General features: G+C 38.9%; 9 protein-coding genes and 2 pseudogenes. 9 read left to right on the top strand and 2 right to left on the bottom strand.

The features are described from left to right. The first annotated feature begins 159 nt into the window (after positions 1-159). The 8 genes and pseudogenes from GSM42_RS11405 (at position 160) to GSM42_RS11370 (ending at position 10,662) form a co-directional block, all read left to right on the top strand. On the top strand, positions 160-834 hold the full coding sequence (locus tag GSM42_RS11405; protein WP_160801665.1) for a response regulator transcription factor: 675 nt from the start codon (positions 160-162) through the stop codon (positions 832-834). Beyond that, entirely contained in the window at positions 831-1,892 is a 1,062-nt protein-coding gene (locus tag GSM42_RS11400; RefSeq protein WP_160801664.1) for a sensor histidine kinase, read from the top strand. The genes GSM42_RS11405 and GSM42_RS11400 overlap by 4 nt, the downstream gene beginning before the upstream one ends. A gap of 168 nt (positions 1,893-2,060) precedes the next feature. After that, a pseudogene (gene tnpB, locus GSM42_RS11395) lies at positions 2,061-3,187 on the top strand (IS200/IS605 family element RNA-guided endonuclease TnpB). 159 nt (positions 3,188-3,346) lie between these two features. Further along, a complete protein-coding gene (locus GSM42_RS11390) occupies positions 3,347-4,753 on the top strand; it encodes a serine hydrolase domain-containing protein (RefSeq protein WP_160801663.1) in 1,407 nt (468 codons plus the stop codon). Between the two features lie 770 nt (positions 4,754-5,523). Beyond that, complete coding sequence (locus GSM42_RS11385) at positions 5,524-6,978, top strand: MFS transporter (RefSeq protein ID WP_160801662.1); 1,455 nt, start codon at positions 5,524-5,526, stop codon at positions 6,976-6,978. Positions 6,979-7,028: 50 nt separating this feature from the next. Continuing rightward, the gene (locus GSM42_RS11380; RefSeq protein WP_160801661.1) at positions 7,029-8,744 is read left to right on the top strand and encodes a thiamine pyrophosphate-requiring protein; all 1,716 of its coding nucleotides are present in this window, start codon (positions 7,029-7,031) and stop codon (positions 8,742-8,744) included. A 427-nt stretch (positions 8,745-9,171) separates the two neighbouring features. Then, on the top strand, positions 9,172-9,681 hold the full coding sequence (locus GSM42_RS11375) for an NUDIX hydrolase (protein WP_338055291.1): 510 nt from the start codon (positions 9,172-9,174) through the stop codon (positions 9,679-9,681). Positions 9,682-9,744: 63 nt separating this feature from the next. After that, complete coding sequence (locus tag GSM42_RS11370) at positions 9,745-10,662, top strand: ADP-ribosylglycohydrolase family protein (protein ID WP_237446575.1); 918 nt, start codon at positions 9,745-9,747, stop codon at positions 10,660-10,662. 71 nt (positions 10,663-10,733) lie between these two features. Here GSM42_RS11370 and GSM42_RS21390 read toward each other — a convergent pair whose 3' ends face one another. Next, a complete protein-coding gene (locus GSM42_RS21390; protein ID WP_420820993.1) occupies positions 10,734-10,844 on the bottom strand; it encodes an IS3 family transposase in 111 nt (36 codons plus the stop codon). 301 nt (positions 10,845-11,145) lie between these two features. On the opposite strand from GSM42_RS21390, the gene GSM42_RS11360 reads away from it, so the two are divergent. Further along, positions 11,146-11,403 (top strand): hypothetical protein, encoded by a 258-nt coding sequence (locus GSM42_RS11360; RefSeq protein WP_160801659.1) that lies wholly within the window; start codon positions 11,146-11,148, stop codon positions 11,401-11,403. Between the two features lie 344 nt (positions 11,404-11,747). Here GSM42_RS11360 and GSM42_RS11355 read toward each other — a convergent pair. Then, a pseudogene (locus tag GSM42_RS11355) lies at positions 11,748-12,819 on the bottom strand (IS3 family transposase). Between the last annotated feature and the right edge of the window lie 107 nt (positions 12,820-12,926).

Here is a 12,926-nt window from a genome sequence, read left to right as displayed (position 1 = left end):
TGAATAATCATTAATTTTATATGGAGTTACATTGTCTTTATATTTACTAAACAAAATCCTAACTCTCGCTTGTTGGTTTTCCTGTGTATCATGTTATATTCAGTTTATAAAACTAGTATATTCTCTTACAAAGTAAACAAATCCATGGGGTAGCTGATAATGAATAAAATTTTAGTTGTGGATGATGATCCACATATTCGTGAACTATTGAATGTCATCTTACAAGAGGAAGGTTTTGCGGTTTATTCCGCTGTTGATGGGAAAGAGGCACTCTCTATATTAGAGAAGCATCAGGTGGAATTATCCATTCTTGATGTACAGATGCCTCATGTGGATGGATGGGAGCTGTGTACCGTTCTACGAAAATATTATGATTTCCCCCTGCTGATGCTTACTGTCAATGGTGAAATCCACCATAAAGTGAAAGGACTCCAATTAGGAGCTGATGATTATCTGGTTAAACCGTTTGATCGAAATGAACTCGTCGCTCGCATTCGTGCTTTACTGAGACGTTATCAAATTGTACTATCCCAAACCGTTCGCCTGAATGAATTATATATGAATCAAAAAACCTTTGAAGTGAATTTTCGAAGAGAGCGTTTGACTCTTCCACTTAAGGAATTTACGCTATTATTTAAATTGGCTAGTTATCCGGGTATCACATTCTCCCGCGACCAATTGATTGAAACCGTTTGGGGTTATGATTTTGCTGGAAATGAACGAACATTGGATGTGCATGTAAATCGCTTACGAGAACGTTTTGTAGATAAAAATCCCACTTTTCAAATTACTACGATTCGGGGATTAGGTTACCGCTTAGAGGTGAATTCATGAATCGAATCATCCAAAATGTGTTAGGAATTGTTCTTTTAGCTGTCATTCTTATCGTATGTTTTACAGTTGCTTTCTCTCTAACTTCTTTTATCTATCAGAAAATTGGTCAATCCCCTTCAGCCTATTTTAGTCAATTAATGAATTTGTTCCTTAGTTTAATTTTAGTCGCTATGATTATTAAAATCATCGACATGTTTGATCATCAGACAAAAAGACTATTTGGCTCCGTTATTGATGCACAGAAACAAATCGCAGGTGGAAATTTTCAAGTTCGACTCGATAAAAAGACAGATGACTACGGACCATTTAGTGATTTAATAGAAAGTGTCAACCAGATGGCTGTTGATTTAGATAAACTTGAACAGATGAGACAAGAGTTTATTTCTAATGCATCCCATGAAATCCAGTCTCCGCTGACATCGATCCGCGGGTTTACCCAAACCTTGCAAAATGATCAATTGCCTGCTGAGAAAAGAACACATTATCTGAATATCATTGAAGCAGAAAGTATCAGGTTATCCACATTAGCTGATAACCTACTACGCCTCGCCGCTTTAGAGGCTGATGCTCTCAACCTAAAACCGAGTACCTACCGTTTAGATCGACAAATAAGAGAAACTGTTCTTACATATGAACCACAATGGGAACAGAAAAATATCGATATGGAGCTCGTTCTGGAAATAATTAAAATCAATGCAGATAAAGAGATATTAAGTCAAGTTTGGAATAATCTGATATCGAACAGCATAAAGTTTACGCCAAAAGATGGTCGCATTCAAATCGAACTATACCAACAGAATCACAACATCATATTCAAGATAACCGATACAGGTATTGGCATGGATGAAAAAGTACAAAATCGCATTTTCGAACGCTTTTATAAAGCGGACCCCTCGCGAAATCCTCTGATTAAAGGAAATGGTTTAGGACTTTCCATTGTAAAAAAAATCGTTGATCTCAATCAAGGCACCATTGATGTGCAAAGTCAGTTAGATTCAGGAACCACGTTTACAATTAATTTACCAGCCAATAACAAGAAGATCTCACCAGCTAAGTGAGATCTTTTATCTATCAATCTCTCCGAAAGAGTACTCCCACTTCAAGCATGAGCTAAGTGAGTGGTGAATTTCGGTTCGACGTTAGCCGAAAGGAATTTGTTCGGAATATTTCCTTTTTTGTTATGGGGTGTATCATCAGCCTAAAAACAAGGAAGGAGAAAGAAACACATGCACCAAGCATTTTGTTTTCGTTTGTATCCAACCAAAAAACAAGCCATTTCCATTCATAAGTCCATTGGATCTAGTCGCTTTGTTTTTAATCATTTTTTAGCAAAATGGAACGATACCTACCGGGAAACGGGGAAAGGGCTCATCTATTCGATCTGCGCCAAGCTGCTAACCTCCTTGAAACAACAGTTGGAATGGCTAAAAGAAGCGGATGCTCATGCGTTGCAATCCTCTTTACACAATCTCGATTTGCGTTTCAACGTTTCTTCCAAAAGCAAAACGATGCCCCTCGTTTCAAAAGTAAACGGAACTTACTCCAGTCTTACACCACCAAGATCGAAAAGAAAAACCAACTTCCAGAAGGGAGTATCAAGGGAAATAAGATCAAACTTCCGAAGCTGGGCTGGGTAAAGTTCGCCAAGTCGAAGGAAGTAGAAGGGCGTATTCTCTCTGCCACTGTTCGCCGTACACCCTCAGGAAAATACTTTGTTTCGGTTCTTTGTGAGAGGAATTATTGTCCTTATGTTCCAGTGAAGAAAGAGAAAGTGGTCGGAATCGACTTAGGATGAAAGCATTTTGCCATCCTTTCGGATGGAGAAAAAATAAACGCTCCCACCTACTTCCGAAAATAGGAGAAACAATTAGCGAAAGCACAGCGAACCATGTGTCGACGTACCAAAGGTAGTTCGAACTGGCAGAAAGCACGTATCCAAGTAACGAAGATTCATGAGAAGATCACGAATGCCCGTCATGATTTCCTTCACAAGCTCTCGACGAAGTTGATTCACGAAAACCAAGTAATCAGCACGGAAGATTTGCAAGTGAAGAACATGGTGAAGAATCCTAAATTAGCGAAGTCCATCACCGATGCATCCTGGTCTGAGTTTGTTTCCATGCTCGAATACAAAGCACAATGGTTCGGAAGAACACTAGTAAAGGTCGGGAAAACCTTTCCCTCCAGCCAACGCTGTTCCTGTTGTGGATATAAAAACAAAGCGGTAAAGGATCTCCAATGGAGAGAATGGACGTACCCGGCACGGAGTGTTTCTCATAATCGAGATATCAACGCAGCTACGAATATCTTGCAAGAAGGATTACGAGTAATCGCCGTAGGGACTACAGTTTGAGCTTGGTTCACTTCCTTGGGGTATTGAGGACTATCCAAGAATCCACCACCTCTAAGCGTTAGCGTAGGTGGAGGGAGGGTTCAATCGTTTAACTTTAGTTTACACAACAGGAGTATCTTATCCTATGTAGAGATCAAAAACTGAAAAGGAGCGAATTGCATGACTTCCAAGAATAATAGCCCGCTACAGAAAGAAATCTTTGACAACGATTACTGGCAGAATCGATTAGATAGCCTGTGTAAGGAGTATAAGGTGCCAGGAGCCTCTCTCGCCGTACTGAAGGACAAAAAAATCTACAAATTTGCTAGTGGAGTATTAAACCATGATACAGGAGTTGAAGTTACGACTGATTCCCTTTTTCAAATCGGCTCCATGTCAAAAGTGTATACTGCTACATTGATCATGCAACTGGTTGATGCAGGTCTACTTCATCTAAATGATACCCTAAAGGACCTGCTCCCTGAGTTAACCATCCCTTTTGCAGAATCAATCACCATCCGTCATTTACTAACACATAATAGTGGTCTAACAAGCGATGGATTTTTCGATTCAGGGCGAGGTGATGATTGTCTTGCTAAATATGTGGATCTCTGTAAAGAACAAAATGTCTCAGACAGCCCACCAAGTCAATTAGTCTCATATAGTAATCTTGGGTATAACCTGCTTGGACGCATCATAGAAGTATTAACACATCAAATTTGGGATGAGGCACTGATCGAACGACTCTTCATTCCGTTGGGTCTGACTCATACCGTCACTTTACCAGAAGAAGTATTAAAATTTCGAGCCGCCATGGGACATATCGGCTTAAAGGGACAAGACCCAGAACCAACCCCCTTTTGGAATGTATTACCCCGTGCAGCAGGCCCTTCTGGAGCTGCCATCTGCGCCACAGCTGAAGATATCGTTCGTATGGCCCACATGCATCTTAACGAGGGCAAAGATTTAAATGGAAATCAGATCCTACAACGGCAAACAACAACTGACATGCAACAGCTTGCAGTAAAAGTCCCTGATCCCTGGTCATATGGAAACCAAGGTTTTGGTCTCGGTTGGATGATATATGATTGGGATGGAATTTCTGTGATCGGTCATGATGGTGGTACGCTTGGTCAAAATGCTTACCTGCGTTTTATCCCCCAGTTTAACATTGCAGTCGCTTTATTGACGAATGGCGGAAGTACCGATTTACTTTACATGGCTCTCTACCGAGAACTCTTTTCGAAATGGATCGATGTACAAATTCCCAATTTATCCTTAAAACGACCCTCACAGTCTCCATCGGTTGACATTACACCGCTTCTTGGCAAATATCAACGAGTAGGAACTGTACTTACCCTCTCCGAACGAAATGGTAAGCTATGGATGCATTATGAACACGGGATGGGTGCATTTTACCAACCTGTTGAAATGGAGTTGGTTCCTATCTCAGAAAATGTTTTTATAGGAATCAGTAGTGCCGAATCCTTTTTTGGCGAAGCGCCAGTACCTGTTGTCTTCATTTCATTTGCAGATGGAACCATCTACTGCCATATCGGGATGAGAGCTACTCCTAAAATTGCTTGAAACAGGGCAACCACCCTATAAACGATTATATTCCAATAAACAAACAAACTTTCTATGTTATGTAGGGAGTTTGTTTGTTTATTGGAATTTGAAACATGTTATCTTAACTTGATGGACATACCCTTCTACCGCTTTCAGGAAACAAACAATAATAAATAGTTTCTTCTAACTTAAAGCAGCCATTTATATCAAAAATTTGAAGAATGAGAGTTGTATAAATGTTTTTTATGAAACTTTCACATCAATGATTATATTCATCTGTTGCAATGATCTAGATAGGTGGTTCAAAAAAAGGTTTATAATGGTCAATTTTGAATATTCAAACGATCGCTTATTCACAAGTTGAATAAGTGCTTTTTGTTCGTTTCTACTAGCAACTTGACTGTTGTTCAGAGGACTTCGTAAACAAAAAGTTTCCTAGATTTCAAGTGTTTTGTCTTGATTAGGTAAGATTCAACATGAAAATACTGTAAGTCTATATGAAACAAGCTATATATTGCGAATTACTTATAAATGAACTAGAATCCATATTAAGAGATAATATTTTTATTGAGGATGTGATATTTTACATTATTAACTTTATAGTATCAAAGTTGAGAAAAGTTGCGAAAGGAGGCAAAAAGTTAAATATAAATCGATCTTTAAATTGTAAAATATAGTTTATTGTTAGATATTTTTGACATAAAAAACATAATTAATGAACTGATAATTTTAATTTTCTATCTCGAAATAAAAGAAAAGTATATTCTATAGGAATGGAAGTGGTATATATGAAAGAAGGTTGGAAAAGGTACCACACGATTTGGATGATGTTATTTTTAGGATGGTTCGTTTCCTATGTGGACAGAACTGCAACTGGTCCAGTAGTTACGTACATGATTGAAAATAAGATAGCATTCTTTGCAAACGTGGCAAATCCGCATGGGATAGGTGGGTTGATAGGGAGTTTATTTTTCGCTGGTTTTATGCTAACTCAATTTCCTGGAGGTTATCTAGGCGATAGATTTGGTTATCGACCGATTATTATTTTGAGTATTGTTTGGGCAGGTATAGCTACTTTATTAACAGGACTAGCAGGAGGTCTTGTCGTATTCGTTCTTTTGAGAGTTTTGCTTGGACTGGGAGAGGGAGTTCTTTATTCGAATGACCGGTCCTATATTGCATATCATACACCTCCTCAAAAAATAGGTTTAGGAATGGGTGTGGCTCTTACAGGGTTATCTGTCGGGTTGACAGTAGGTACAATTGGAATTCCATATCTCTTGACAGCATCAGAACCTATTATGGGAAAGGAAGCATGGCGTTCACCTTTCTTTATCATGGGTGTTATCACCATTTTAAGTGCTTTTCTCATGTTCAAATATATGAGACCAAAGTCGATCCCAGGTAAAACGGTAGATTCGTCTTCTCCAGCCATAAAAGAGCATTTTAGAAAAGGTTTGCTATATATGTCTATATATGCACTCGTTTTTACTGTCATTATTATGGGAATCTATTACTCTTCCATAAAAATGGGTCTATCGAATATTTCCATTGCAATTATCCTCGTTTCTCTTTGTCCGTTGTTAATTTTTTACCTCTATAAAACAAAAAAATCGGAGATTCACCCGATTTTGGCTAATAAAAATCTGATTTTCCTTTATCTATCCTTTATTCCTATCCTCTGGCATTTATGGTTTTATGGATTTTGGGCGGTTTCCATTGTTAAAGATTTCGGTGGAGGGGCATTAATGACTGCGGCCTTAGTTGCTTCTTTCAATGGTATAGCTGGAATTATTGGGTTTCCTCTTGGTGGGAAAATTTCCGATATGGTAGCAGATCGACCAAATGGACGGCGTAATGTACTCGCGGTATTAACTGCTGTGCTAACCATTTTTATCTTTATTTTTGCAGTTTATGTCATGACAGGTAATCATAATCCTGTTGTAATGTCTATTATATTGTTTGTCTCTGGTTTATTCTTTTTTGCTCTGCAACCAGTTGCTCATGCTCTATTGGCTGATTTAACACCGGAAAAGAGCCGGGGATCAGCAAATGGAATGATGAATTTAATCGCCGAGATTGGAGCTGTACTTGCACCTGTTGTTTCTGGTGTAATTAGAGACAACACTGGAAACTGGGGTATGCCTCTTATTCTAGATGGTGTTCTTATGGCATTAAGTTTATTATGTGTTCTTGGGATAACAAGTAATGTAATGAAACAAAATTCAAAATCAAGCTTATGATAGATGCTTTTTATTGATTTTAGACAATTTAAGAAGGAGGAGAAGGTTAAGTGAGTGAATATACCACTAGTACAGCTTTTTTAGAAGCTCTTCAAGAAGCAGGTGTTTCTTATATTTTTGCCAACCTAGGCAGTGACCACCCAGCTATCATTGAAAGTTTAGCAAAAGCAAAGAAGGAAAATAAAGAATTTCCCGAAGTAATCATATGCCCGCATGAAATGGTCGCATTAAGTGCAGCGAGTAGCTATGCACAAATTACAGGTAAACCACAGGCAGTTATCGTTCATGTAGAATGTGGAACTCAAAACCTTGGGGGAGCTATACATAATGCAGCCAAGGGAAGAGTGCCTGTCCTTATTTTTGCTGGAGCTTCTCCTCATACCCAAGAGGGAGAATTAGTTGGCAGTCGGAACGAATTTATTCATTGGATTCAAGATGTGATGGATCAACGGGGTATCGTTAGAGGTTATACAAAATATGATAATGAAATTCGTAGCGGAAAAAATGTGAAACAGCTTGTTCATCGTGCGCTGCAAATCGCTCAAAGTAATCCAAGAGGTCCTGTTTATTTGATGGGTACAAGAGAGGTCATGGAAGAAAGAACAGAGCGCATTTCTATGTCTACAGCTCTATGGGAACCTGTATCAGGGGCAGCCATACCACCTCAAAGAGTTCAAGAATTGGTAAAGGAATTAACGGAAGCTAAAAATCCGTTGATTGTTACTTCTTATTTGGGAAGGAATCCAGATGCGGTTGAAGAACTTGTGAGTCTAACAGAGCGTCTGGCAATTCCTGTGATTGAGTCTGTTCCAAATTACATGAATTTCCCAGTTGGTCATCCTATGCACTGTGGATTTCAATGGAATACCCCCAAACAAAATGAACTGCTGGCAGAAGCAGATTTAGTGCTTGTATTGGATAGTGATGTACCATGGATACCAACCATTAACAAACCATCAGCAGACTGCAAGATTTATTACATTGATGTTGATCCATTAAAAGAGCAAATGCCTTTGTGGTATATTCCATCTAAACGTTTCTATGCAGCAGATTCTTATATTGCACTTCAGCAGTTAAATCAAGCTTTGAAAGAGGCAGCTATTGATGAAAGGAGTATCCAACATCGTCGCGTTCAAATAACAGAAATCCATCATAAACAAAGAGTAGAATGGCATAGAAGAGAGAAATTTAGAGATGACATCATTACCCCAGAATATCTTACTGCCTGTATAAGAGAGATAGTTGACAATAATACCATTATTATAAATGAAGGGATTTCCAATTTCGAAACGATTTATACACACATTCAAGCGAATAGACCAGGTTCAATTTTTGGGAGTGGTGCAGGTTCATTAGGATGGAGTGGAGGAGCCTCAATAGGAGCGAAACTATCTGCAAAAGAGAAAACAGTAATCAGTCTAACGGGGGATGGTTCTTATTTCTTCAGCATTCCGTCATCTGTCCATTGGATTGCACGAAAGTATCATACGCCTTTTTTGACCGTTATCTATAATAACAGGGGTTGGAAATCCCCAAAATTGTCTACGCTGGGTGTTCATCCAAATGGTATTGCTAATGAGACGAACCAATTTTGGTCCGATTTACAGCCTAGTGCAGATTTAGCAAAAATTGCAGAGGCTGCCGGAGGAGCATATGCTCAAACGGTTAAAAATCCTAATGAGCTAAAGCATGTACTAAGGGATGCAATCAAAATAGTCAGAGAAGGACGTTGTGCTGTAATTGATGTCCACTTACCTAGCATTTAAAACTCGACAAATTCTCGAACTAAGTGTATACGAAGTATTGTTATTTAATTCTTTATGCTAGACAGCTCATTCACTGAGAAGTTGATCAAGGATAAAAAAATCACATTTTCAGATGTGCAATTTTGCATAACGGAAATTTATGAATGAGCTTTATTTCCGCTAGTAGAGCCGATTGTGGCAATCATAGATTTGGTGCCCTGCGAATAAATCCCAAGTTCTCGATATAAGAAAAGAGACTTGGGATTTTAAATTGTTTACGGCATGTGGAGTAATACCATTAAGAAGAGATTGCTGCCAGTATGGGATAGGGAAATATAATACTAGGATGACTAGAATACATAAATAATAATCAGAATATACAGTTATTATTTTCGGAAAATAGGATTCATGTTAAAATAGATCTTATGTTTCCTATTTGATTCTGATCGTGAGGCGATTTCATTTGTCCCTTTCTCTGCCATATACGATATGCTTGATACGTAGAAATAGGAAAGTGTTGCTTATTAATAAAGAAAAACCCACTTGGATGGGAAGATGGAATGGAGTAGGGGGTAAAATCGAAAAAGGAGAAACTCCCAAACAAAACATTTTACGTGAGATACAAGAAGAGACGACGATCCAACTTCATGATGTTACTTACAAAGGTGTTGTCACGTGGTCCGTTGATCATGCGTATATGGGAGGAATGCATCTATTTGATAAGGAACTCCCAATAAATTTTACTTTGCAAACACCATTTAAAAATAAAGAAGGCATCGTCGATTGGAAAGACTACGATTGGGTATTGCACCGTGAAAACAAAGGGATTGCAGATACACTGCCGCATTATTTCCCAATCGCTCTAAAAAGTGCACAGCCGCTCAATCATCATTTTGTATTTGAAAAAGGTGTGATTACCAAGTATGTAACCAAAATTTATGATGGAATGGACAGCTAGGACATCACTAGAAAAGGTTAATCTTCGCTTCTTCAAATGATTGGAGAAAAAAAGAGGTGTATGATGAATCATGAACAAATTCTGGGTGGAATATATGGTTTGCTAGTAGGAGATGCTGTGGGCGTTCCTTATGAATTTCACTCTGTAAATCAACTCCCACCAATAGAACAAATAGATATGGTACCACCAAAAGGATTCATACGAGCACATCCAGGTGTACCAACTGGTACTTGGTCCGATGATGGTGCTGGGGCATTATGTTTGCTGAACTCACTCATAGAGTGTGGAAAACTAGATTTAACCGATTTTTCCAATAAGTTATGGGCTTGGTATAGTCAAGGGCTATGGGCGGTAGATGGAAAAGTATTTGATATTGGCATTCAAACGCAGGCATCTCTGCAAGCATTTCGAGATGGGATTTCTCCTGAGCAATCAGGAAATGTCTATCCAGAAGGGAAAGGAAATGGATCACTGATGCGAGTCCTTCCTCTTGCTTTATGGCATCAAGGAAGTGATGAGCAATTGGTGATAGATAGCCATACACAATCATTGGTGACTCATGGTCATCTGACCAATCAAGTAGCTTGCGCTCTATATTGTTTATGGGTACGTGAGGCGGCCAAACAACAGTCGATGGAAGACGCCTATCAAATTGCCGTAAAAAATTTACGGAATATATATGGGAACAAAAGCCCAGAGCGAATAGAACTAGATCATACCATATGCCCAGAGGAAGAACCGACGAGTAATGGAAGTGGTTATGTAGTAGAGACGCTGAGAAGTGTGCGTATTGCTGTAAAAGAAGCAGACTATGAACAAGTTATCAAAAAAGCAATTTCTCTCGGAGAAGATACAGATACCAATGCAGCGATTGCAGGCGGATTATATGGGGTTAAAGTTGGTTTTACCGGTATTTCAAACAGATGGCTCACCCAATTAAGAGGGAAAGATAAGGTGGACAAACTAATTCGTAGTTGGTGAGGATAAAAAAGAGGTGTTATTTCTAACTCCTCTTTTTTATGTTTTACAACAAGTGGATTGTCAACACTAAACTAGACAATTTTTTTAAGGTGTGACTGTTTGTACTCCTTTGGACTTACATATCCCAATGTTCCATGAATACGGAATTTATTGAACCAGTTTACATAGTCGCGAAATGCAATTGTCAGTTAATCTAGGCTGTCAAATGTCGTTTGGTACAAAAAAATTCCGTTTTAATAATTTTAAAGGTAGCTTTTGCAACAGTATTGTCATAAGGGCATCCCGAACAGATATAAAAGCTCGTGCAATTAGCACATGGAAGATTTAAGAAATTTTTGGGTCAAGAAATCCCCCTGAAAATATGGAATTGTCAAATCCTAATGTGTTTGCTTTGTTCTTTTTTATTAGGATAAATGTTTACATTCTACAATACAAAGTGGTATTTTATTATTAGGTAAAGTCGCCGAATACGAAGGGATCCCCATGTCTTGGGAAGACGATTTTCGGAAGATCGAGAATCTGATGGGCCGCGAGCTCACAACGGAGGAGGTCGAGTGGCTTCAGGGGATCGTGAAGAATCTCCCCCTTGTGGAAGGGGTCTTCGACGAGGAGTTTCGCCGTGAGATTCTGGAGACGATCTCCAACAACCATTCCCACCAAAACCTGATGGACGAGGGGATGCTGGAGTGGATCCAGTTCCTCCTCACCATGCAGAAGGGGACGACTGACGCTGGCGACTAGTTCGCTGTCGCCACAGATCAGCGGAAGTCCCTTGGATGTGAGTTATCCAAGGGACACCAATTTTAGATACATTTAACATAATTTGTTTTTGTTTATTAGAAATACGTTTTGCTTTTAAATAATAAATTAGAATACTAGTACAGCGAATTTCTCTCGTACTCCTGTAGCAGTTTTGATCTTTTGTCCAATGTCCTAGAGATCATAAGTTTGCTCAATAATCTTCAACTTTAATTCCTCAAATTCTATTCAACAAACTCCCACTGTAATAAGTTTTTAAACAGCATTGGAATTTTGTCCCTTCCCCTTTGCTCTACTAATATGACCTATTGATTGTCAACACGAAACTAGACAACTTTTTTAAGGTGCGATTGTTTGTAATCTTCTGGGCTTACATATCCCAATGTTCCGTGAATACGGAATTTATTGAACCAGTTCACATAGTCACGAAATTCGATCGTAAGCTGCTCTAGGCTGTCAAAAGTCGTTGTATATACAAATTCCGTTTTAATGATTTTAAAAGTAGCTTCAGCAACTGCCTTGTCATAAGGACACCCTTTCATACTGAGTGATCTGCTGATGTGGAATCTATCTAGTGTCTCCTTGATGAGTTGGTTTTTAAACTCGTTTCCCTGATCCGTATGAAACATTTGTATCTGACGTAAGTTTCCCCGAACGGATGCAAAAGCCCGTGCAACTAACTCTTTATTCTTCTTCAAACCTGTGCTGAATCCAATAATCTCCCGATTAAAAAGATCAATCAGGACACAGATGTAGTTCCATTTGTTTTTCACTCGAACATAAGTTAAATCACTGACTACTACTTTTTTCGCTTCGTCCTGTAGGAACTGGCGGTTCAGTTCATTCGCCTGTTTGGATTCATTGCTTGTTGTTTTTGTGGTTTAAACTGGGCTTTGGTGTAGCAAGAGACGAGCCCATGTTTCTTCATGATCCGACCAATTCGTCGTCTGGACACGACGAACCCACGCTTATGTAGCTCCTCTTTGATTTTCCGTGTCCCGTAAGCTTTTCGGTTTTTATGGAAAATCTCAAGGATGGCTTCCGTTACGTCATCTTCTGAATTACGTTCTCTGGTTTCATAGTAATAAGTGCTTCGAGGAATTTGTAGGACTTTACACATTGCTGATACTGAGTATTTGTCCGTATTTTGCTTGATGACAGCTACTTTCGTCCTATGATCAGCGCTGCTTGCTTTAAAATGTCGTTCTCCATACGTAATTGTTTGACTTCTTTGCGTAGCTGAATGAGTTCTTGCTCTTCAGGGGGACGGTTGTCTTTTTCTTTGAAAGAACTAGAGGATTTCTCTTGTTTGATCCATCTGTCAAGAGCAGATGGAGTTAAATCGTATTCCTCTATGATTGCTTGTCTTACTTTTCCATTTTGATAGAGTTGTACCATTTGCTTTTTTTATTGCCAGTAATGCTTATTCCGGTATTCTGGACCGTTGCTCCCTCATGTACTAATTCAGGGGATGGGCAAAAATGCCGCACTTCCATTCTCCCTTG

Source organism: Shimazuella alba (assembly GCF_009831235.1).
In the GTDB taxonomy this organism is placed as follows: Bacteria; Bacillota; Bacilli; order Thermoactinomycetales; family Thermoactinomycetaceae; genus Shimazuella; species Shimazuella alba.
This window is presented reverse-complemented; position numbering and strand designations above follow the sequence as displayed.